General features: G+C 57.8%; 20 protein-coding genes. 5 read left to right on the top strand and 15 right to left on the bottom strand.

Translation table 11 applies throughout. From position 1 onward, the window contains the following. Entirely contained in the window at window positions 1-324 is a 324-nt protein-coding gene (locus EYD00_RS25955) for a hypothetical protein (RefSeq protein ID WP_034497455.1), read from the top strand. 77 nt (window positions 325-401) lie between these two features. Here EYD00_RS25955 and EYD00_RS17795 read toward each other — a convergent pair whose 3' ends face one another. The 7 genes from EYD00_RS17795 to EYD00_RS17765 form a co-directional block, all read right to left on the bottom strand. Then, window positions 402-1,523 (bottom strand): DmpA family aminopeptidase, encoded by a 1,122-nt coding sequence (locus EYD00_RS17795; protein WP_034497453.1) that lies wholly within the window; start codon window positions 1,521-1,523, stop codon window positions 402-404. A gap of 26 nt (window positions 1,524-1,549) precedes the next feature. Further along, entirely contained in the window at window positions 1,550-2,311 is a 762-nt protein-coding gene (locus tag EYD00_RS17790; protein WP_004445980.1) for a DeoR/GlpR family DNA-binding transcription regulator, read from the bottom strand. Between the two features lie 141 nt (window positions 2,312-2,452). Further along, the gene (locus tag EYD00_RS17785; protein WP_045531317.1) at window positions 2,453-3,205 is read right to left on the bottom strand and encodes a cysteine hydrolase family protein; all 753 of its coding nucleotides are present in this window, start codon (window positions 3,203-3,205) and stop codon (window positions 2,453-2,455) included. A gap of 10 nt (window positions 3,206-3,215) precedes the next feature. Then, window positions 3,216-4,022, bottom strand: coding sequence for an ABC transporter permease (locus EYD00_RS17780; RefSeq protein ID WP_004445974.1), 807 nt, complete (start codon window positions 4,020-4,022; stop codon window positions 3,216-3,218). 3 nt (window positions 4,023-4,025) lie between these two features. Then, the gene (locus EYD00_RS17775) at window positions 4,026-4,922 is read right to left on the bottom strand and encodes an ABC transporter permease (protein WP_034497450.1); all 897 of its coding nucleotides are present in this window, start codon (window positions 4,920-4,922) and stop codon (window positions 4,026-4,028) included. 1 nt (window position 4,923) lies between these two features. Next, on the bottom strand, window positions 4,924-6,054 hold the full coding sequence (locus EYD00_RS17770; protein ID WP_081859437.1) for an ABC transporter ATP-binding protein: 1,131 nt from the start codon (window positions 6,052-6,054) through the stop codon (window positions 4,924-4,926). 29 nt (window positions 6,055-6,083) lie between these two features. Further along, entirely contained in the window at window positions 6,084-7,223 is a 1,140-nt protein-coding gene (locus tag EYD00_RS17765) for an ABC transporter substrate-binding protein (RefSeq protein ID WP_034497448.1), read from the bottom strand. Window positions 7,224-7,528: 305 nt separating this feature from the next. On the opposite strand from EYD00_RS17765, the gene fabG reads away from it, so the two are divergent. Next, complete coding sequence (gene fabG, locus EYD00_RS17760) at window positions 7,529-8,302, top strand: 3-oxoacyl-ACP reductase FabG (RefSeq protein WP_004445966.1); 774 nt, start codon at window positions 7,529-7,531, stop codon at window positions 8,300-8,302. Between the two features lie 58 nt (window positions 8,303-8,360). Here the strand turns inward: fabG and EYD00_RS17755 are convergent, their stop codons facing one another. The 5 genes from EYD00_RS17755 to aspT all read right to left on the bottom strand — a co-directional run bounded on the left by EYD00_RS17755 (window position 8,361) and on the right by aspT (window position 15,857). Next, a complete protein-coding gene (locus EYD00_RS17755; protein ID WP_004445965.1) occupies window positions 8,361-9,689 on the bottom strand; it encodes an aspartate aminotransferase family protein in 1,329 nt (442 codons plus the stop codon). 10 nt (window positions 9,690-9,699) lie between these two features. Further along, entirely contained in the window at window positions 9,700-10,689 is a 990-nt protein-coding gene (locus EYD00_RS17750; RefSeq protein ID WP_004445964.1) for a phosphotransferase enzyme family protein, read from the bottom strand. A gap of 358 nt (window positions 10,690-11,047) precedes the next feature. Next, window positions 11,048-12,145: a DNA polymerase IV gene (gene dinB, locus EYD00_RS17745; RefSeq protein WP_034497445.1), complete on the bottom strand. Its 1,098-nt coding sequence runs from the start codon at window positions 12,143-12,145 to the stop codon at window positions 11,048-11,050. A gap of 418 nt (window positions 12,146-12,563) precedes the next feature. Continuing rightward, on the bottom strand, window positions 12,564-14,153 hold the full coding sequence (locus tag EYD00_RS17740) for a bifunctional aspartate transaminase/aspartate 4-decarboxylase (RefSeq protein ID WP_004445962.1): 1,590 nt from the start codon (window positions 14,151-14,153) through the stop codon (window positions 12,564-12,566). An 18-nt stretch (window positions 14,154-14,171) separates the two neighbouring features. Further along, complete coding sequence (gene aspT / locus EYD00_RS17735; RefSeq protein ID WP_034497443.1) at window positions 14,172-15,857, bottom strand: aspartate-alanine antiporter; 1,686 nt, start codon at window positions 15,855-15,857, stop codon at window positions 14,172-14,174. A gap of 128 nt (window positions 15,858-15,985) precedes the next feature. On the opposite strand from aspT, the gene EYD00_RS17730 reads away from it, so the two are divergent. Both EYD00_RS17730 and EYD00_RS17725 read left to right on the top strand, forming a co-directional pair. After that, window positions 15,986-16,312: a hypothetical protein gene (locus EYD00_RS17730; RefSeq protein ID WP_131258889.1), complete on the top strand. Its 327-nt coding sequence runs from the start codon at window positions 15,986-15,988 to the stop codon at window positions 16,310-16,312. A 226-nt stretch (window positions 16,313-16,538) separates the two neighbouring features. After that, window positions 16,539-18,413, top strand: a complete 1,875-nt coding sequence (locus EYD00_RS17725) for a methyl-accepting chemotaxis protein (RefSeq protein ID WP_045531321.1) — start codon at window positions 16,539-16,541, stop codon at window positions 18,411-18,413. Window positions 18,414-18,560: 147 nt separating this feature from the next. On the opposite strand, the gene EYD00_RS17720 is transcribed toward EYD00_RS17725, so the two are convergent. Both EYD00_RS17720 and EYD00_RS17715 read right to left on the bottom strand, forming a co-directional pair. After that, window positions 18,561-19,643 (bottom strand): aldo/keto reductase, encoded by a 1,083-nt coding sequence (locus EYD00_RS17720; RefSeq protein WP_022563134.1) that lies wholly within the window; start codon window positions 19,641-19,643, stop codon window positions 18,561-18,563. A gap of 30 nt (window positions 19,644-19,673) precedes the next feature. Then, window positions 19,674-20,666 carry an MBL fold metallo-hydrolase gene (locus EYD00_RS17715; protein ID WP_034497438.1) on the bottom strand — a complete coding sequence of 331 codons (993 nt, stop codon included), beginning with the start codon at window positions 20,664-20,666 and terminating at the stop codon, window positions 19,674-19,676. 157 nt (window positions 20,667-20,823) lie between these two features. Here EYD00_RS17715 and EYD00_RS17710 point away from each other — a divergent pair, with 157 nt between their 5' ends. Then, on the top strand, window positions 20,824-21,738 hold the full coding sequence (locus EYD00_RS17710; protein WP_034497436.1) for a LysR family transcriptional regulator: 915 nt from the start codon (window positions 20,824-20,826) through the stop codon (window positions 21,736-21,738). Window positions 21,739-21,809: 71 nt separating this feature from the next. Here EYD00_RS17710 and EYD00_RS17705 read toward each other — a convergent pair whose 3' ends face one another. Beyond that, window positions 21,810-22,466 carry a nucleotidyltransferase family protein gene (locus EYD00_RS17705; protein ID WP_081859436.1) on the bottom strand — a complete coding sequence of 219 codons (657 nt, stop codon included), beginning with the start codon at window positions 22,464-22,466 and terminating at the stop codon, window positions 21,810-21,812. Window positions 22,467-22,760: the final 294 nt, after the last annotated feature.

Genomic DNA, 22,760 nt, shown 5'->3' with positions numbered 1-22,760 from the left:
ATGCGCTACCGAACAGGCTTCAGTCTTGCCGGGCCCTTCATCACCTGGGCCCTGTGCTTTCTCACATTATATGCTGTGCAATTCGTCGGCTGTGCCTGGGGGTGGGATACGCGCTCCTGGGCCGGTGTTTCGATTCTTCGATCCGTACTGCTTGCTCTGTTCGGCTTATCGCTTTTCCTGCTTGTGCTGTGGATGAGGAAATTGCGGAGCAATCAAAAGTTGGGGAGCGATATCCTTTCGGTAATCTCTCATGCGGCAGCGCTCGCGGCGTTTGCTTCCACCGCTTTGGTTTTTCCCGGCGTGTTTTGGCTTAGCCTGTGTTAAGGCGATAACATCCGTCGCCGCATGTTCAAAGCTGCATCTGCGCTTCCAGCGGGCGGGAGGGAAGCGGCGCGATGGGGTCAGCGGGGTGAACTCTGAGCCAGAAGTCTGGCAACCGCGTCGGCGTCTATTGCCTCGATGCGGTATCGATCGTGGGGTGTGCCACCTGTTGTTTCCGCGGCGACCATCGCATTGATCACCGCCTCTTCCACGCTCTGCACCACGGCCTGATAGACCGGATCAAGCACATCGTCATTGACCATGTCGATGCTCAACAACGGCGCGGCCTTATGGCGCATCGGGTATGGATTGGCCGTCGAAAAAGCGAGAAAAATGTCGCCGGAACTATTGCCGCCGACTGTGCCGTTGCGGCCGATGCCTATCGCGCCGCGCCGCGCCAGCTTCCGCAGCTGGTGCGGCGCAAGTGGCAGGTCCGTGGCAATCACAACGATGATCGAGCCTCGTTCGGACAGCCCCGGGTTTTCTTGTTGCAGCAGTTTGCCAACGGGTAGACCGCCAATTGTCAGCCAGTCCCGCTGGCCGTGATTGGCCTGCACCAACGCCGCGACGGTGAACTCCTTGTCGTCAATTGCGATCAGGCGCGAGGCAGTGCCCGTGCCGCCCTTGAAACCGTAGGCAATCATGCCCGTGCCGCCGCCGACATTGCCCTCAGCGACCGGACCGCTTCTGGCAGCGTTCAACGCCTCCAGGACGTGCTCGACCGCGACGTGTTGGCCGTTGATGTCATTGAGCATGCCGTCATAGGTTTCTGCCACCACGGGCATGATCCATAGGTGGTCGTCTCCCTCGTAGGTCGATGCAAATCGGTCAATCATCCATCGCACGGCGCTTTGATGGGCGATACCTACGCTGTGCGTGTTGGTAATCAGGACAGGCCCGACAAAGTAGCCCCCGTCCTCGATCCAGTGAGATCCCGTCATCTCACCATTGCCATTGAAACGATGAATGCCAGCGAATACCGGTACTGGTTCGCCCGCTGCGGCGTGCGGCAGTATCGCGGTCACGCCGGTACGCACCGGCAACTTGCGACCGGGGCGGGGTGTTTCTTCACGGATCGTCGAAAAGCCGACATGGATACCGGCGATGTCGGTGATGGCGTTGAGTGGGCCGGGCGTGCCGTCGAAGGCAATACCGAAGTCACGCGCGCGTTTTTTGCCTGCTGAGGTCGTCTCGCTGATCATTGGTCCCTCCGATTTTCAGGCAGCTTTCAACAAATGGTCAGTTTCACGTCGTTGTTGTCCAGGCTTTCTGTCAAATCTTCGCCCAGCGCCTTATCGGTAACGACGTGCGTGATGTCCCGCCAAGCGGCATAGCGCGCGGGGAAGAGGCGGTCGTGCTTGGAATGATCGGCGACCACGACGGTGCGCGCTGCGCGCGAGACCATCGCGCTGTAGACCGCGCCACACTCCAGGAGGGCGTCCGAAGGGCCGTCTGGACCCAGACCGCTTGCGCCAAGAATGGCGAAATCGGCGTAGAAGGAATTGAGGAATGACACCGCATAAGCACCGACCGTCGCGCCCTCGGTGGCGTGATAGTCGCCGGGGAGCATGACCACCTTGATTGTCGGGTTGATGGCAAGCACGGTCGCCACACCAAAGGAATGAGTGAGTACAGTGATGTTCTTCATCTCGACTGCTACGCGTCGCGCGGTGTGCACTGTCGTCGAGCCCGAGCCGATCATAAGCACCTGAGCGCCTTTAAGTATCTGGACGGCCGCCTTGGCGATCCTTTCGCGCTCGCCGACAAAGAGCGCATGGCGCTCGGTCACCGAAGGCTCGGTGGAAAGCGAGCGCACGGCTCCACCATAAGTGCGATTGAGCAGACCCTGTTCGGTCATCTCGTCCAGATCGCGCCGGATTGTCTCTGTCGAGACGTCTAGGCGCCGGGCAAGTTCAGCAACGCGCAGGCTCGGTGCCTGGTTAAGTTCAGTCAGGATGCGCGACTGGCGCACGCTTTTTGGTTTTTTCATCGCGCCTCACTCCCAATTGCTTTCCAGCGCAAAACTCGGCCGCGTGAGGAACAGCTCAGTGCGCCGTGTTCAACTGCAGCAGAGACGGAGGAATTCTTGTCGGCATAAAGGGCTTCGAGTGCTTTCATCGACCAAGTTGTGTCAGGAACACTCTGGGCGAACAAGCCCGGGGCGACTTTCGTCCCCGATTGTTTCATGCTTTGGCTGCGGCAGATAGCCGATCAACTCTTCCGTGGTCATCACGTTGGCATAGATCATGTGCAGTCTGGTCAGTTCACTGACGTGGAGTTCCATGGAGCCTGCTGCACACGCGTCATCGACGACGATGACGTCGAAGCTCTCGTCAGCGAGGCTGCGGACGGTGGAAGATACACACTGGTCGGTAAAAATCCCGGCGCAAACAACGTGGGTGATGCCCATATTGGTCAGCAAAAGCCTGAGATTCGTGCCCGTCAGCGCACTGTCTGTGGTCTTGGTGACAACGATCTCGCCGTCCTGCGGGGCAATTTTCGACAGGATCTGCGAAGCTTGCTCATCCTTCGGAAGCAAAAGATTGTTCCATCCCGGCTTCTTCTGGCTGAGCGAACGATCCCGGCCATCGGTGCGCAGACAAGCAATTCGCGCGAAAAACACGTCGAGGCCGAGTGCGCGAAACCGTTCCATGAGACGCCGGGTATTGGGGATGACGGTGTCATGCATGCGCTCGTGAAACGGCGTCCAGGCGTGATAGCGGACAAGATCATCACCAGAGAGCATGTCGGGAGCTGGGCGATCGAGATACGTGTTCTGCATGTCGATGACGAGAAGCGCCACCTTGCCCTTTTCAAGCATCGGATCGTCGGGTTCCGGAGCGCCCTGATAATAGAAGGAACGGCGGTCGGTTTTCCAGTTCATCGAGGCGTCCTCATGTATCCGCCTGACGACGGCGGACCAGCATGATGGCGAGACCGCCAGCCAGCAACAATATGGCAGCCGATACAGTGCTCATCGTGCCGAGCGCCGGCACCATTGGCGAATACCCGGCGACCATCTTCGAATAGAGCCATTTCGGGATCGTAGAGTCGACGCCGGCTGTATAAAGCGACAACGGAAAATTGCCCCAGGAAAGCAGGAACGCGAAGAGCGCGCCGGACCAGATGCCCGGCCACAGAATAGGCAGGGTCACCTCGCGCAGAATGAACCAGCGGCCCGCTCCGAGGTCACGCGCAGCCTCTTCCAGTGTTGGATCAAAGGAATAGACCTGGATGGCAATGACGAGCGTCACCACCGGAACGATCCAGACGAGATGCGCAATAACGGCCGTCTGCCAGCTCGGGTTGATGCCAAGCGCGTTGAACCACAGGAGGAGAGCGAGCCCCAGCACTGGCTGCGGAAAGAAGACTGGCAGAAGGATCGCCTTCTGGAAAAGCTTGCGCCCCTTCCAGTCGTAGCGGGCGAAGGCGAGCGCGCCGAAGAAGGCGAATATCACGGAGACAAGCGTGACGATGAAAGCGATCAGGAGGGAGTTCTGCACGAGAGCCTGAATCTCGAGCGAGCCAAGGGTCTTGCCCCACCATTCGGTCGAAAAAGCGTTAATCGGGAAGCCGAAATAGCGTCCCCTGGACAGGCCGGCCATCGCTCCGCAGAGGATAGGAAGGTAAACGGCAAGGACGACAAAGGATGTCCAGACCTTGACGAAGGCTCGGGCGCGGATTTGCGAGCGGGTTTCCATGTCTTACTTCTTTCCCAGAATGCGGTCGAGATCGAGCTTGGACAGAACGTAGAGGGCAAGCCCGCTGACGATGGCAACGAGCAGGAGGGCGAGCGCCGAGCCAAGCGGCCAGTTCTGTGCATACGTGAAAGCAACCTCGATATCCTGCGCGACGGTAATGACCGACTGGCCGCCGAGAATCTTGGATTCGGCGATCGCGCCGGCGCCGAGCACGAAGGTGAGCAACATGCCGATCAGGATACCGGGCATGGCGAGTGGCAGCTCGATCTCTCGCCAGATCGTCAGCCTGTTAGCCCCAAGGTCGCGGGCCGCATCGACAAGGTCCCGGGGGATCATGGCAATGCCAAGCGACATCGGGAACAGCATGAAAGGCAGATAGACATATGTCATGCCGAAGAGGATGGCGCCGGGTGTGTAAAGTATCTCGGGTCCGCCCGAGAAGCCGAGCCACTTCAGGCCGCCGTCGAGCACCCCGTTCTTGATAAAGAACAGCACCCAACCGTAGAGGCGTACGTTTTCCGAGACGAACAGCGGAAAGACGAACAGCACGCCGACCAGGCCAGACCATTTGCCGAACATACGATTGAGACCGTAGGCGATGGGATAGGCGATCATCGCAAGCAATATGACTGTCGCAAAGGCATAGGCGATCGACCAGGCAAACGACATCCAAACGGTATTGGAAGGATCAAGGATCACCGTGAAGTTGGCGAGGGTAAAAGAGCGAAACACGTCGAAGCTCTTGGGCGTGGCGAAGGCATAGGCAGCTACCGTAAGAAGCGGTGCCAGAAAGCCAAGCAGCAGCAGGATCGTGACAGGAGCGGCCGCGCGCAGTCCTGCAGGGATAGACGGAAAATGCCTTTGTTCACCGGCCACTTCAGCATGGGTCATGGTTACCATATCAGTCTCCCACCACGATCGCGTTGCGGGCGTCCCAGCCGATAGTGACTGTGTCGCCCGACGTGATGCCGGTCGCGGCGGCGCGTCCGGCCTCGACCAGATAGATCCGGTCGCCGGAATGAATCTGATACTGCATGCGCGAGCCGAGAGAATATTCGTTGTAGATCGTGCCGGAGATCAGATTGTCAGCGCTCGAGGAGCCGGTGACGAAGCGCATGGTTTCGGGCCGAACGATGACAGTTGCCGTCTCGCCAATCGTTTGTGCTACCGGGGCTACAGTGATCGGCCTGCCGTCGGCGAGCGTCCACACGCCTTGGTGGCCGCGCCTGACTTCAAAACTGTTCACCTCACCAAAAAATTCCGCGACGAAGCGCGTTGCCGGCTTGGTGTAGATTTCCTCAGGTGTGCCAATCTGAACGAGGCGGCCAAGACTCATCACCCCGACGCGATCAGACATGACCATGGCTTCCTCGAGCGAATGGGTAATGTAGACAAAGGTCTTCCCGCTTTCGCGGTGCAGGTCCTTGAGCTCCTTTTCCAGAACTTTCTTCAGTTTGTAGTCGAGCGCCGATAGCGGTTCGTCGAAAAACAAGACGTCGGGGTCATAAGCAAACGCGCGGGCGAGCGCCACGCGCTGTTTTTCACCACCCGAGCAGCGCATCACGTTCTTGGAATAGTAACTCTCAGGCAGGCGCACCATGCGCATGAGTTCGAGAGCGCGCGCTTTGCGTTCTGCGGCCGGCATTTTGCGAACTTTTAGCGGGAACTCGATGTTCTCGCCGACGCTCTTGTGCGGGAAAAGCGCAAGCGACTGGAAGACGAGACATGTCGGACGCCTGTCGGACGGCACGTTATTGATCGTTTCGCCGCGCAGCGTGATATAGCCTTCTGATGGTGACTCCATGCCGGCCAGCATGCGCAGAAGTGTGGTCTTGCCGGACCCGGAGGGTCCGACAATGGTGACGAATTCGCCTTCTCTGATATCGACACTTATGCCATCTACCGCGGCAAAATCGCCGAAAATCTTTCGAACGTCGACAAGTTGCAGCACCGGTTTCGGCGTTGGATGGATCGGATCCTCGATTTTCGGCAAGACGTCGGATAGGGTGGGCGAGATCATCGCAAGGCTCATGTTCTGTTCTCCGTCGGGACAGGCTTTGCTCAGCCGCGCAGGCGCCTGGCGGCGGTCATCAGTTCCAGTGCCTTGTCATAGTCAGGCACGATGTCGTATTGCGCCGAACGCGCCATATCCTCCTCGAGGCTGTCCCATTGGATGGCTTCCATCTCGTCCTTGGTGAAGAGTTCGTAGCACTTCGGGTTGCCCATCTGGCTGACCGGGTTGAATGTGCCTTCAGCAAAGGCGACGGTGTGGGCGACGTGCGGATCCTGGACGTATTTCAGAAATTCCAGGGCGAGTGGCGAAAGTTCGGGATTGTTGACCGTCGAGGTGATCTCGATCCAGGAAATACCGCCCTTGCCATCCATCGGGCCCTTGAGTGGCGTAATGGCGCGCAAGTTCGTATAGCCGTCGGCACGCGCCGGAGAGACGGAATAAGTGCCACCGGTCATATAAAGGTCGATCTCGCCCGAGACGAGAGCCTGATTGAGTGACGCCATGTCCCCGACCATCTTGGCGCCCTTGAAAACTTTTTCTGCGGTTTCGGCAAAGGCCTTGAACTCCTCCTCCGTGTGCTCCCTGAAGGGGTCAATTCCGGCGATGAGGAAGATGTTGAAGACGTTCCAGTCGTCGGATTCCTGTATGCCGTACTTGCCGGCGATCGAGGCGTCGTTGAACAGGTCCCAGCCCTGTTCCTCCGCCGTTGCTTTGCTGACCTTGTCGGTGTTGACAACAAAGCTGTAGGGCCCGAAGCGCTGCGCCATGCCGAGCAGGTCCTTGCCGTCGTCGCTCATTGCCCAGCGATAAGGCGCCTTGAAGTTGGGGAGCATGGTCTCGAAATAGGGCTCGAACTCGGCGCGCGGCAGCGGCTTTATCAGCCCGGCCGGCCCCATCACCTTTCGGGCCCAGGGATTGTTGACGTTGATCAGGTCCCAGATTTTGGTCTCGCCCGCGCGCAGGCGGTTGATCATGGTCGGGTCGTTGGTCAGGCTTTCAGCCTTGACGGTCGCTGACTGGCTGGATCGGAAGGGATCCAGGACCTGTGCGGAATTGTAGCCTTCCCAGCACAGGATATTGAGCTCTTTTTGTCGACCCGCAAAAGCGCGGGTCGCGCTTGCCATTGGGCCGGTAAAAGCGGCCGCACCCATCATCTGCATCATGTTGCGTCTGGAGATTTTCATCATAATTGTTCCCCTTTTTCTTGGCCGCTTCCGTGGCTCGTGGATCGCTTATGTTGGAACCTTGTCGTAAAAATGTGTGATTTACAACATCTATTTTCTGCTTCATGGTGCGGAGTGTGATTGGAGCGGTAGCACCTGGAGGCGAACGCAACTTCTGCAAAAATGGAGTGCTAAAGGACTAATATTACTGTGCATTTGTTTTGTGCAGGCAGCGCCGGTCGTGTGCCGATGTTTTAATCTGACGCCTCAAATTAAAGCAGCAGCGGCACGTGAATTTGTGGAAATTACAACAAAAAAGTGAGTGGAACATGTTGAAGTCACTGCAAGGGAAAACGGTCATTGTCACCGGCGCAAGCCGGGGGATTGGCAAGGGCATAGCATTGCGTTTCGGGGAGGCCGGCCTGAACGTCCTCGTTGTCTCGCGCAGCCAGGTCGACGCCGACAGGGTTGCATCCGAAATCGGAGCCAATGGCTCGGGATTTGCCGCGGATGTGAGTACAGAGGAGGGCTGCAGGGCGATGGTCGATGCAGCCATAACCCGCTATGGCGGCGTCGCGATCCTCTGCGCCAATGCCGGCATCTTTCCGGCGGCTAAGCTGGGCGAAATGACGGCAGCCGACTTCGACCAGGTGATTTCGACCAATCTTAAAAGCACCTTTTTCAGTGTTTCCGCCGTTTTGCCAGCAATGACGAAGGCTGGCTCAGGCCGTATCATCATAACCTCATCAATTACCGGCCCGATCACTGGATATCCCGGCTGGTCGCATTATGGGGCGAGCAAGGCGGGCCAACTCGGTTTCATGCGGACGGCTGCGATCGAACTGGCGCCGAAGAACATCACGATCAATGCGGTCATGCCGGGCAATATCATGACCGAGGGGCTTGAGGACAACGGCCCAGACTATATCGCCGCGATGGCGGCCTCTGTTCCGTTGCGTCGTCTTGGCGCGCCGGCGGATATTGCGAACGCCGCTCTGTTCTTCGCATCTGAAGAGGCTGCCTACATCACCGGTCAGTCAATTGTTGTCGATGGCGGCCAAACCCTTCCGGAATCGCTCGGAGCGCTCGACGCGATGGGCTGAAACCGGAAGAAGTCCGGGCGACATCGTCGCCCGGTGTACCTGAAAGATTTCAGGCGGCTCAACGCGCGTTCAGGATGCTGTCCAGCGTAGCCGAAAAAAGATCGGCATCCTCATTCGAAAAACACAGTGGCGGGCGGATCTTCAGCGTTGCGCCATACTTGCCTGCTGCCCCGATCAGGATACCGTTTTGTTTCAATTTATTGATCACTGTCGTTGCGAACGCCGTGTCCGGCTCCCCCGTGGCGGGGTCGACAAAATCGAGGCCGATAAAGAGGCCGGCCCCCCGCACGCCGCCGATGACCGGATGTCGGGTTTGTAAAGCCTGGAGCGATTGCTGGAAATGACCACCGACAGCTGCCGAACGTTCGATCAGATTTTCTTCCTCGATCACCCTGAGTACGGCATGGCCAGCGGCGGCCGCCACAGGATTGCCGCCGAAAGTATTGAAGTATCCGGTTTCCTCGCAAAATCTCTGGAGTAAGTCAGGACGCGTTACGACGCCACCCATCGGGAAACCGTTCCCCATTGGCTTGCCCATCGTGACGATATCGGGCGTCACGCCGTGGCGCTCGAAGCCCCAAAGACTGCCTCCCGTCCGGCCAAAACCCGGCTGGACCTCATCGGCGATCAACAGGCCGCCAGCACGGTGCACCACATCTGTCGCCTCCCTGAGAAAGCCGGCAGGATCGGCGTAGATACCGTCGCTTGAGAAGATCGTATCAACGATCAAGGCGGCGAACTTGATGCCGCGCGATTTGAGTTCGTTAATCGCCTGTTCCACAGATGCGGCAAAGCTTGCAGCAACGCTCATGCCGTCACGGGGCGCCGGCGCCGGAATGACCGCCACAAAGGGTGCGGGCTTGCGCTTGCGTAAGGACGAGGGGGAAATCTCGGTCACCAGCGCAGTATTTCCGTGATAGGCTGCTTCGGTGACGACGAAACCTTCGGCGCCAGTTCCGATGCGGGCGATGCGCATGGCAAGATCATTGCTTTCGCTGCCGGTGCAGGTCAGAACCACATTGCTGAGCGCCGCCGGGAATTTTGACAGAAGCTCTTCGCTATAGGACTCGACGACGCGGCTGAGGTAGCGCGTGTGGATGTTGAGTTCGCCAATCTGGCGCGCAACGGCCTCGACCACCCGCGGATGGCAGTGGCCGACCGACGGTACATTGTTGTAGACGTCGAGATATCTGCGTCCGCCGGCGTCATACAGGTAGGCGCCCTGTGCACGCACCATCTCGATCGGCTGCTCGTAAAAGAGCACGGATGACGCTCCAAACGTTGCCTGGCGCTTGGCGACGCGCTGCGCAAGTTCAGCCGGGAAGCCCTCGGCACGGCTTGCATCGAAACGGTTGAGATCTAGAATTTCCTTGGTGGCGACGCTCATCGGGCTCTCCTCAACGGTGTTCGGCCAGATAGCGCTCCGCGAGCGCCACGGTACCATCGGTATAGCCTGTGCCCATGGATTGGGCCGTCGGCGTTTCAGCATGGGAAGCGATCCACGCGGTGAGTTGCATGCGGCGAAGCATGATGAACATCGGCAGGGCCGCCTCATGTTGCTCATCAAGAGCGGTGACGCGCCGATAACCTTCGAGCCAGGCGGCTTTGAGATCGGGGATGAAAGGCTCATGTTCCATGAAGCTGATCGAGGCTGCAAAATCGTAGGCGTACCAGGACAGACCGCAATCATCGAAATCGATCACTCCCAGTCTGCCATTATCGACCAGAAGGTTGGCGGCGCGCATGTCGCAATGAACGAGGCCGAAGCGGTCCTCACCATAGCCGTAGGCGGAGGTCTGGGCTTCGAGCAGCTTGTGCGTTCTCTCTAAAACGGACTTGCCGCCGAGCGTCAGTCCGAGGGCGTCACGCCAGTCACCCCAATAGGCACCGTCCCCCAGAATCCGGTTGAAGCTCCATGTCTTGCGGACGAAGTTCTCCGGTCGCGTCCATCTGCGGCTGTGGGCGTGCAGTTTCGCATTGATCTCCCCGAGTGTCCTGTACCAGTGGACGAGGTCGGACTCAGCATCTGGCTCCTTGCCCGCCATATATTCGAAAGCGACAGCATGGCGCATGGTTTCGCCGTCCGAGAAGACTTGAAGGAGGCTGCCGTCGTTTGCCGTGACTGGCCGCGGTGTAACAACCACCCCATCTTGCCGTAGCGCATCAATCCATGCGAGCTCGGACAGTATCTCCGCTTGGGTATGGTAGTCAGGGCGATGCACACGCACGATCAGATCGCTTCCAGTGGTCTCGTCAGCGATACGGAAGGTCGCGTTCTCGGAAATCGTCAGGAGCGTCAGGGTTGCATCCGGCGAGACGCCCCATACTGGTGAGAGGTCCTTGAGGCCTTGTCCCAACCTGGAAAGAAAATCTGTATGATACAACATTTATCGCGCCTGTTTTGATCATGATTGGCAAATCCAACAATATTAATGTTGGATTTGCAACATTTAATCCAAACCAATTGATGTTTTTGGATGTTCAAAGCGGCTGCTCGTCGCGACGTTCGCGACATCATCGGAAGGCTGATGAACATCAGTGGGGTGGTGACGACCGCCCGGCGTCCGGTCGCCATCAGCGGCCGCCTCGGCGCTCCGGGGGCGATCGATCAGGGTCGCCGCTCCGAGGACTCTCGGATACTGCTCTTTCCTCGCTTTGCCTGCGGAGGCAGCGACGCGATCAAGCCAACCCAGCTGATGCGCCCATCGCCTAAATCAACTCAGGCCCCGAAGCACATTCTTGTGATCAAAAACCCAGGCCCAGCTGCGATTGGTCCTCGTATTCAGCCTCTTTGTCATTGGTGAGAGACGATAACGTTACCCCAAGGAGCCGGACCGCCCGTTTGAATGGATAGACACCGGCCAGCAGGGTATTGGCCGCGTCTAGAATGTCTTCGGCGTTCGAATAGGGGATGGCAGTTGTCCTGCTCCGCGTCGCCTGGGTGAAGTCGGAATATTTGATTTTCACGGTCACCGTCTTGCCGCTGAAACCCTTGGCCTCGCAATAGGACCAAACCTTTTCCGCAAGTGGCCGGAGTTCCTTGGTTGCGAGCTCGAGGTCATCGATGTCCGCGGTAAATGTATCTTCCGCGCCGACCGACTTACGCACGCGGTCCGGTCTGACCTGCCGCTCATCGATGCCCCGGGCGATGCCATAGAAATACGGACCGGACTTCCCGAAATGCTCAACCAGAAACGGCAAGGATTTTGCTTTCAGATCCGCTCCGGTCTCAATACCAAGCCGGTGCATCTTTTCCGCCGTAGCCGGGCCGACGCCATGGAATTTCTTGACTGCGAGCTGTTCGACAAAGGCCGGACCGTTCTTCGGCGTAATCACCGCCTGACCGTTCGGCTTGTTCAGATCGGACGCCATTTTTGCCAGGAACTTGTTATAGGAGATGCCGGCCGAAGCGTTCAGCCCGGTCACCGCCTTGATCCGGGCGCGGATTTCCAGAGCGATTTCAGTGGCAATTGGCATATCCTTGAGATTTTCGGTGACGTCGAGATAGGCCTCGTCGAGCGACAGAGGTTCGATGAGCGGCGTATATTCCGCAAAAATCTCGCGTATCTGCTGGGAGACGGCGCGGTAGACTTCAAATCGTGGTTTCACGAAGATCAAATCAGGGCATTTTCGAGCCGCCGTGACCGACGGCATTGCCGAGCGCACCCCAAATTCCCGTGCCTCGTAACTTGCTGCTGCAACGACGCCACGGGCAGCCGCTCCGCCAACAGCGAGGGGTTTGCCGCGCAGTTCAGGATTGTCGCGCTGCTCAACCGAAGCGTAGAAGGCATCCATGTCGACATGGATGATTTTTCTGGCGGCTGAGGCGGTGGTGAGGTCCATTGCAACCAAGTTCGCGGAGAGAAACGAAACAAGAACATAACAGCTTGCGACGTGACATCCAAGTCACCATTCGCAGTTAGGGTCATAATGGTGTTGCCGGAACGGAAGCGACGTCGTCTGATTACAATGGGTTTCAGAACCCATACATTGCCGAAATCGGTCAGGGCGGCATCCCAGGAGGCGCGGACAAATTTGCGAGGATCGTGTGCCGTGCAATTCACTCTCCTTATGGCGTGTCCATGCTGTGAGGTTAAGATTCAGTTTGGCGGCGTGCCGATGAACCTGTTCATGATCACGATTGGCACGACATAGCCGTTGTCCACCATGAGGATCCGCGAGAGCACTCTTACACTCTCTTGATCATCAGGGTGGTCGGCGACAGAGGCGTCCCGCCATCTGGACGATGGCAGGAAGCGCGTTATCGATGCGTTTGCTGGAATTTCGCGTAGTACTCGTCAGCCATCTTACGGAGCGATCGGCCAATCGCCGCGTACTCGTACTCGTTGAGATTGGCAAGCGACGCCCGACCAGAAGGGTGCTGGGTTCCAAAGCCGCGTCCCGGCAGCAAAACGATTCCGGTCTCATCGGCAATTCTGAACAGCAGCTCGTTCGGCGAAAATTCGTGTCTGACCCATGCTGCAAACTCGTCGCCAAAAAGCCGGCGGGAAATCTTCTCAAGATCCAGCAAGGTATAATAATCGACCGAATTTTCGTCGTCGGGAGTGTCCAGGCCGAGCTCAGCGTAGAGGGCTGCCTGTCTGCGCCGGATAAGTCGCTTCAGTGTTTTCTTGTAGTTGTCGTTTTCGTCCATAAGCGCGAATAACGAAAACAGCACCGTTTGGACCTGCTGAGGCGTTGAGAGCCCTGCGGTGTGATTGAGCGCCACGGTACGGCTGTCAGCAACCAAGCGGTCGATAAACCTCAATGCCGAAACGTCTGTGACAATCGATGAATACCGCTTGTCGAGCGACGCTTTGTCTTCCTCCGGCAAGTTCCTGATCGCTTGATCGATCACGTTGTCCCGTCTTAATGCGATGGTTCCCAGCCGCCAACCCGTAGCTCCGAAGTATTTCGAGTAAGAGTAGACCAGGATCGTGTTTTTTGGGCAGACGGAGAACAGCGATTTGAAGTCGTCCGCGAAAGTCCCGTAGACGTCGTCGGTTAATATCATCAAGTCTGGCCGATGATTGTCGACGATGTCGGCGATCTTTTCCAGGCTCCGTTGATCGAGCTTTACCGATGGAGGGTTGCTTGGGTTGATGCAGAAAAAAATCTTGATCGAGGGGTCTTTAAGCTTTTCGAGTTCGGAGTCCGGATACTGCCAGCCAGCCTCTGGGTCCGCACTGATCGAAACCTCTTCAAGCCCGTATGCGTCCAGTTGTGGAATCTCGATATACGGCGTGAACACAGGCATACCGATAGCCACCTTGTCCGATTTTTTGATCAGACGGTTTTTCTGCAGCGTGTCAAAAACATACGTCATTGCTGCCGTTCCGCCCTCAGTGGCAAAAACGTCTATGTCCTGGGGCGATATTTGTCCGCCGATCATCTCTTTCGCTAAATACTGACGGACAATCTGTTCACTGACACGCAGCATGCGCGGCGGAACAGGATAGTTGCAGCCCAATATGCCTTCCACCATCTCGTGGAGGAAATCGGAAGCGGAAAGTCCGAGCTGGTCACGCACGTAACTTATGGCGCGACCAAGAAACACGACGCCTTCCTGGTCTCGATTGTCTGAGACGAAGCGTTCGAATCGCGCTTCGATGCCTTCTATGCGCGGTAAGCCACCTAGGTGCTGCTCCATGTAGGAGTATGAGAGCTCTGATTCCGCAACAGCGAATAGGCCGAGCCTGAAAAAGCCTCGCCGGGGCAGGGTTGCCAGAAAATTCGGGTTGCCGCGTCCCGCGTTCAGCATTTGTTTTTCTTTTTTCGTGGACGCCAGTTTGATGAGCTCGTCTTTGAGTTCGAAGGGGCTGAGTTTTGCGAACTGACTGTAATCGTTCATACTTCTCTCTCCTGTCTGTTAAACGAGTGCCACCACGAGTGGGCCCAGCAACGTCAGGAAAACGTTGGCAAGTGCATACGTTATGGCAAAAGGGGTCGTGGGAATGGAGTTTCCGGCTTTATCGAGGATTTCTCCGAAGGCGGGATTGGCGCTTCGAGATCCACTCAGAGCACCAGCGAAAACCGCGACGTTGTCGTACTTTAGAAGGTAGCGACCAACGAGCATTGTTATCAACAGCGGGAGCACCGTGACGACGACGCCTATCGCAAATATCGAAAGACCACTTTCGGCGACGGTGTGTACCGCTTGTTGACCTGATTGTAGGCCGACCACGGCCACGAACCCTGCCAAACCGAGATCTCTCAGGAGAGTTGATGCGGGTGTTGGCATGTTGCCAAGCGTCATATTACGGCTGCGATACCAGCCAAATACGAGACCGGCGAGCAAAGCCCCGCCGCCCGCGCCAAGCGTTAGCGGGACCGAACCGATCCTCAACACGAGAAGACCAACCAGCAGGCCGATGGCCACACCAAACCCGTGGTATACGAAGTCTGTCTTGTCACTGGGAGTTATGACGTTGCCAACTTTGTTCGAGAGGCGCTGTAAATCCTCCTGTACTCCGTGCACGGTCACTATGTCGCCGGCACGTATAACGGTATCGTTGGTCAATTCCAGTTTCACACCGGCCCGAGTTACCTGGATCACGTAGATCCCGTGGCGCAGGTCTTTGCTTCGCTCCAATATCCGGGCGACGGTTTGGCCGGCGAAGTCCCTGTCTTTTACGACGATGTCGCGCGTTGTGACCACGAGTTCCAGGCCTTCCGCCGCGGCCACCTCCCTGCCGATCAGGTTTTCAAGACCGACGACGCCCGCACGACGTCCGACTATCAGCACGAGATCACCGTTCTGCAGACGAAGCTCGGGTTCAATGCCAACCAGAGCGCTGCCGCGTTTCACGCGTTCGATCGTGATGGGCCCTTTTGTCGACAGTGCTTCCAATTCGGCAATGCTTTTCCCAGCCGCATCCTCGACCCTGAATATCCGTCCGACGAGGTCCGGAAGGGCAGGTGCTTCACCGACGCCATATACTCGGGCGCCCTTGAGCATCTCTGCTTCCGCTTTCACGGCGTCATCCCGTATCCCCCGTTTCATGAACCAGGGAAGAATATTCACGCAGACGATGATGGCTCCAAAAGAACCAAATATGTAGGTGACCGCGTAACCGATCGCGACGTTCGCCTGGAGCCTCTGCGTCTCATCGGCGGCAAGGCCAAGTTTTTCAATAGCGGAGCTCGCCGTTCCGATAATGGCCGATTGTGTCATTCCCCCGGCGGCAATCCCCGCGGCGATACCCTTATCAAGGCCTGTCAACTTTGCGAGCACGACCACGGTGGCAAGACCGCTGATCGCAAGAACCGCAGCCAAGACGATCTCTCGTATAGATTGTTTTCCCAAGGAGCGGAAAAACTGTGGCCCGCTTTCAAAACCGACCGCGTATATGAAGAGCGCAAAGAGAACGGATTTGATCCCATTGTCGATTTGAACTCCCACCTGGCTTATCACGACCGCTACAAGAAGGGAGCCCGCGACGCCTCCGAGCTGAAACCTGCCGAACTGGACCTTTCCGATCCAATAGCCAAAAGCCAGGGATAAAAAGAGCGCGATTTCAGGGGATTGGCGGAAAATTTCGGCAACGAACGACATTCGACATCCTCTCAAGATGTGTAATCAAGCGTACAAACCGGCCGGGCTAGAGCTACGCGCATGACGAGCAAATTGTCTAGGGAATGCCCTGCAAAAATCCCCTTCAGGAAGATCGTGGTTACCAAAACATGACGGCTGAGCGGTCTGTGCGACCAGATGCAGCGATCGAGGCACAGGAAAACGTATCAGTAAGTATTTTAGCAACCAAAAGTTCCATGGCCTGTTCGTTTCGCGAAGCGATTAAACAACATCATCGACTGATGGCGAGCGAAGAGACTGACCTGAAATGGCGTGAGCCTCTTGGAGCGGCGGTTCATTTCGAGATGCGGAACGAAGCAACCAAGGCCCTTGAAAGTAGCCGAGACAAGTGGGCACCCCGTCGGAACCACGCAACTGGCCCATTGGCCAAAATCGCGGCTTTGAAAGCGCTCTTCTTTTCCACGATCGAAGTTTAAAGGCGGCCGGCTTTCACATTGCCGGTGGAATTTTGAGTGAAGGTCTGTATCACGCGCAGTCCATACAATATTTGCGCCGACAGCTCTAATTAAAGATCGGACAGCGCGAATGTTATTGTTCCATCCGAGACATCAGATTTCTCGGAGACACCGTAGATAATTGTTATGACAGATAATTAAGAATAACGGGGTATTATTTTCCAAGGCCGAACTTGGGAACAGTGTCATGGCATCCATTCAGCAGAAGATCATCTTTGCGGGCGTGGCAATATTTGCAATAGCCGGGGGCACCGCCGGGGTGGGGATATGGTCGGCATCGACGCTGACGCACAACTCTGAAAACGTAACCCGATCGGCTCAGGTCCTCCGCAACCATATGCAGGCGGACATGATGCATGACGCCCTGCGCGCAGATGTGTTTGCGTCTCTCCTTGCTTCCAATCCAGCGGCCGGCGTCGCATTCGACAGCGTCAAGGCCGATCTTTCAGAACACGTTGCGTCATTTCTCAAAATGATCGCCGCGAACAAAGCGCTGGCAACCGATGCGGCCACCCAGACGGTACTCGCCGGGGTCGAGAAACCCTTGCTCGCCTACATTGATAGTGCGAACAAGATCGTCGGTACGGCAGAAAAGGATCCGATCGTCGCCCTGGCGGCATTGCCCGATTTTATGAAGCAGTTCTCAGCCTTGGAAACCGCCATGGAGGAGACGGGCGACCAGATAGAGCAAGTGTCGGAATCTATCTCTGCCGAAAGCGCCCAGACAGCCGCTGCCATGCAGGATGTGCTGCAAGCTCTTCTCGGTCTGGCAGGATTGTTTTCGATCTTGCTCTTTGTCCTGTTCCGCCGCACCGTGAGCAAACCCATCCTCGCGCTCTCTGCCGACATGACAAGGCTGGCTGAGGGTGAGACCAACATCACCTGCGCGGGTACCGGACGGAAAGACGAGATTGGGACGATGGCGGCGGCTGTCGAGGTCTTCCGCAAGGCGGCAATCGTCAACAGGCAGCTGGAGGAGGATGCGGAGCGTGCACGCGGGCAAGCCGAAGCTGACAGGCTCGAGGCGCAGCAGCAGGCTGAGGCCGATGCCGCAGAACGGCTGCAGGTGGCGGTATCCGGTCTTGCCAATGGTCTCAAAAGACTGTCCTCCGGTGACCTTTCCTTCCAGCTCGATGAGCCTTTCGCTCCGGATTTCGAAGCCCTCAGGCATGACTTCAACACGTCACTGAAGCAACTGGGTAGGACGCTGAGCGCGATTTCCGAGAGCATTACGGTCATCGACAACGGCACGCGGGAGATCGCATCCGGTGCCAGCGACCTCTCGCGTCGAACGGAGCAGCAGGCTGCCTCGCTGGAGGAAACTGCTGCTGCCCTAGATGAGATCACCGCCAATGTGACCAATGCCAGCAGACGGACAGAGGAGGCACGCGGGGCGGCGACGGAGGCCGATCGGAGCGCTTCCCGCTCGGCTGCAGTGGTCAGCCAGGCTGAGGAAGCCATGCAGCGGATCGAGAATTCCGCGCAGCAGATTTCCAATATTATCGGCGTGATCGATGAGATCGCCTTCCAGACCAATCTTCTGGCTTTGAATGCCGGCGTGGAAGCTGCCCGGGCCGGCGACGCCGGCAAGGGTTTTGCGGTCGTTGCACAGGAGGTGCGCGAGCTGGCGCAACGTTCCGCGACGGCGGCAAAGGAGATCAAGACATTGATCAATACATCCACCGCCGAGGTCGACGGCGGCGTGAAGCTTGTGCGCGAGACTGGTGTGGCACTCAAGGAAATAGGTGAGCGTATCTCCGGCATCAACCGGCATATGGAAGCCATCGCGACGGCGGCCCGGGAACAGTCGACCGGTCTTTCCGAAGTCAATGGGGCGGTCAATACGATGGACCAGACGACGCAGCAGAACGCGGCGATGGTCGAGCAGTCAACGGCGGCATCCGCTGCTCTCGCGACCGAGGCGAGAAAGCTGCGGGAGCTCGTCTCGCAGTTCCACCTGGAGGCGGCCGGCTCCGTTACCTCTGCAGCGCTTAGACAAACCGCCCGCGCCATGGCAGAGCCAGCAGCTCGCGTTGTGCCCGTCGTGGCAGCCGTTAGGTGACTCATTTACGGTCTTTGGGGCATCCTGACTCAAGCGCAAGCGATATATCGGCAGGCTGGTCGAAACCATCCGGCCCGCCGAATGCCAAAAACTATCTCGAGAATACAGGGTGAGGCGAAATGCTCTAAGGCGAGCTGGCCGCGTATTTTACCGCAGGCGCTGCGCCGCATTGGCCTGCGCCTCGCGGATGAGGCCGGAATACATATTCTCCTTGCCCGGGTACCATGGCATCGTGCCGATGGAGCCGAACCCGGAAATTGTTTCCATATGCGCGACCATCCGGGCACGCATGCGCTCGTCCGGAAGCGGGCCTGTCATCGCCTGGACATTGTCACTCATATGGTCAGGGTTTGACGTACCGCAGAGCACGCTCGTAACGGCGGGGTGTGCCATGACCCATTTCAGAAAGAACTGCGCCCAGCTGGTCGCTCCAAACTCGGTTGCGAATCCGGGAAGCGGTCGCCCCTCGACGACCTTCATCAATCGTGCCTTTTCCAGCGGTAGATTAATGAGGACGCCAACGCCCTTGTCGGCGGCGGCTGGAAGGAGGCGTCGCTCCGCATCGCGATTGAAGATCGAGTAGTTCGTCTGAATGAAATCGACATCGTCGCGTTGAACAATCGCCAGCAGCTGGTCCTGTGCCGCCGACTCGTGATGGGTCACGCCGACATGCCGTATAAGACCTTCCTTCTTCCATGCCTTCATCAGCGGAATAACGACCGGCGCATTGGTGATGCTGTGGCATTGCATCAGGTTGATCGTGTCACGCCATGTCCGCATGCGTGATTGCCGAAAGCTTTCAACGGCATGGCTTTCGTCTCCGAGATATTCTCCTGTCGACCAGACCTTGTTGGCGAGGAACATCTCATCCGATCCCTCAAATTCGCCCATGAACTGACCGACGCTGACCTCCGCCGAGCCGTAGAGAGGCGATGTGTCGACCACGCGACCGCCTGCAGCGACGTATCGCTCAAAGACCTGTCGCAGGGCATCGCGGCGATCCCCGGGCTTTAGATCAAATGTCAGAAAGGTGCCGAGACCGAGGGCTGTGACCCGTTCCCCGGTGCGAGGCAAGGTCCGGGTCAGCACCTCCGGGTTCGAGGCAGATGCGGCCGACGACACGTTCGTGCCTTGAGCCTGCGCGGTAGTGCTGCTGGCGAGTGCAAGTCCGGTTGCCGCCGCACCCACCGTGCCGAGAAAGCCGCGACGATTGATCTTTGACTGATCCATGGGAGATTTCCTGCTCGATTGTTGTTGACGTCAAAACTGCCAGTTGGCGGGGACCCAGGCATAGCCGTCATCGGTCTTCAGCATCCGGCCAAGACCGGGGAAAGGATAATGAAAGCCAAGAACCGGCATACGCTCGGCGGCCGCCCTGTCAAATATGCGACGACGGGAGGAAAGGGCTGTTTCCTTATCGCGGTCGGGGCCTGGCACCCAAGGCCTGTCGACGTTGACGACAGGGTGATAGGCAAGGTCTGCCGTCAGCAGCAGCTGGTCATTTCCGGAATGAACGAGGAAGGTCGCCATGCCGGGTGTGTGGCCAGACGCGACGATCGTCGCCAGACCCGGCGCAATCTCGGTGCCGGCCTCATATAGTTCAACATCGTTCCTGAAGGGTTCGAGGCTATTCTTGATGTTTGCCGCAAATCGTGTCCGGAAATCCTCCGGGACAGGCATGTAGGATAGGTCCGGATCGGTGCGGACAAAGAAGTCCCAATCCGCCCTCGGGACAAAGACTGTGGCACGAGGGAAGGCCTTGCCACCGCCTGCAGTTCTTAGGTTGCCGACATGATCCGGGTGGGTATGCGAGATGACGATCACATCAATGTCAGCGGCATCGAGACCGATTGCCGCGAGGTTATCGAAGATGCGGCCACCGTTCGGACCCATGGTCTTGCCAGCGCCGGCTTCGATCAGAATCCGCCGGCCACCGGTTTCGATCAGCAGCGTGTTGAGATAGAGTGTCATGTGGTCGGTCGGCAGAAATGCCTGTCGCAGCACATCCTGAAGCTCGGCCTCCGGGGCATCACTGGCGTAAATGCGTGGCGGACCACCAATCACCCCATCGCTCAAGACGGTTGCGCTGATCTCTCCCACCCGAAAGCGATAATGACCGGCATTGCCGGCCGCTGCCGAAGCCGTCTGGGCACGGGCATTGCCCGGGCCGCCCAGGCTTGGGAGGATCATGCTTGACGCGCCTGCAACCGCGGACAGCATGATGGCACGTCTGTTCAGAGTGAAGGCGTTCATCTTTCTTTCCTCTTTCGTTGAGCGCACTGCCTCGGTTTGCCCCTCAATGGGGCAGAGGTGCACCAGAGCGCAGGCCTTAACTCAGGGAACCATGACATGACGTCATTGATCTGATAACCTGCATTAACTTTATCAACTTGATTAGAAAAACTTAGCAATGGACCCTGTTCGGCTAGACAGCTTCGACGTGTTTGTCGCCATCGTGCGCTGCGGCGGCTTCCGAGCCGCGGCATTTGAACGGGGGGTTTCTTCATCGGCCTTGAGCCAAACGATGAATGCTCTGGAGGAAGCTCTGGGCATCCGGCTTCTTAATCGAACAACGAGGAGCGTGTCTCCGACCGAGGCAGGGCAGCGTCTTCTCGAGCGTCTTGCGCCTGCGTTGAGCGACATCAGGCTCGCCATCGCAGAGGTCGATGAATTACGCGATAGCCCGTCGGGGACCCTCAGGATCAACGCGCCTGCGCCTGCAGTCGATCACTTCCTCTGCCCACTGGTCTTCGATTTTATGGAGGTATACCGCGAGGTGAAGATCGAAATTATCAGCGACGCGGCCGTCATAGACATCGTGGAACAGGGTTTCGATGCCGGTGTCAGGTTCGGCAAGCAACTGGCGCAGGATATGATCGCTCTGCCGCTTGGTCCTGCACTTCGTTATGCAATCGTTGCTTCTCCTGATTACATCGAGAGGTGCGGGCAACCACAGACGCCGCACGAACTTGTCAGTCATGACTGTGTCAAACGCCGCTTTCCCGGCGGCACGCTGGTCACCTGGCGATTTGCCGAGGGCGACGAGGAAATTGAAGTCACCCCAACCGGCCGCCTGACGGTCAGTTCGGCGCACAATGAACTACAGGCAGCACTTGCGGGAAGAGGTATCGCCCATGTCTTTGATGATTACGCCAGGCCCTACCTTCAGGATGGTCGACTGGTGGAGTTACTCCCCGACTGGAGCCCGACCCTGCCGCACTGGTTCCTGTATTATCCCAGCCGCCGCCTTCCGAGCGCGGCCATGCGTGCGTTCCTCGACTATATGAAGAACTATAAATGGGAGAAGGCGAGATCTTCAATCTAAGAGTCCCTGACATTGCACTGATGAACAACGAGCGACGGGTCTTGCTACGCTGACCGACGATGGCGCTAGGACTAACCTTTCAGCGTTCCCCCCGCGGCGTGTATCGCATCGGGCGTGTCTACGTCGAGCAACGCACCTTCTCCGATCTCCACATAAATGATGGGTAGGCCGGATGTTTCTATGATCCGACGAGCCCCAACATCGCCTTCGAGGTGGGTGACGGCCTCAAACAGCGATTTAGGAAGTATTACGGGATTCCCCGGCTTCCCGTTTCCCGTCGCACGTACAACCGCCTCACCATCGGTCGTTCGAAAAGCCGCAATGAGCCGATCGAGATCGCCGCTTGCCAAGCCCGGCATGTCGGCAAGCTGGACCAGAACTGCATCCGCTCCCCGAGCATGGCAGTATGAGACCCCCGCCGCAATCGAGGTCGCCATGCCGCGGCCGTATAGCGGGTTTTCGAGACACTCGACTCCCAAGCCATCAAGCGCAGCTTCGATTTCAAACCGGCGGTGCCCCGTTACAACGACCACACTGTCGGCAGTCGAACCGAGCGCGACCTGCGCAGAACGTCGTACGAGAGCAACGCCGCCAAATTCCGCAAGCAACTTGGATGCACCTGTCTCTCCCATGCGACTGGAACGCCCTGCGGCAAGCAGGATAACGAAAACACGGGGCCCGACGGGGCGTTCTTTGGGCGGCCGATCATTGTCGTCTCTGTTGGACACAGTTTTCCTCCCATGGTTTGCGGGCTTTCCATGAGCCTCTGTGACGAGGCGCTGCTGGAACCTGCAATATCCTATGGACGTGATCAATGGCTGGATTCCGCGGGGAGCGGAAGTCGTGCATCTCGTCGCTCAGCAACCGTTCGGTCTGTCGGTTTAACCTCGCGGGTTTGGCGGCCCCGTTACGGCGTTCAAGTTGTTGACCGGCGGTGGCGATGCGGATTGCACAGGGGTGGACGGATCAGCGCGACAAGCCGAATTCAGCCTCATGCGGGATTGACTGCAACTAAATTGCGG

It is taken from the genome of Agrobacterium sp. 33MFTa1.1, from assembly GCF_004328495.1.
GTDB classification, from domain to species: Bacteria; Pseudomonadota; Alphaproteobacteria; order Rhizobiales; family Rhizobiaceae; genus Agrobacterium; species Agrobacterium pusense.
The sequence above is the reverse complement of the archived record's forward strand: the minus strand, read 5'-3'. Positions and strand labels throughout refer to the sequence as shown.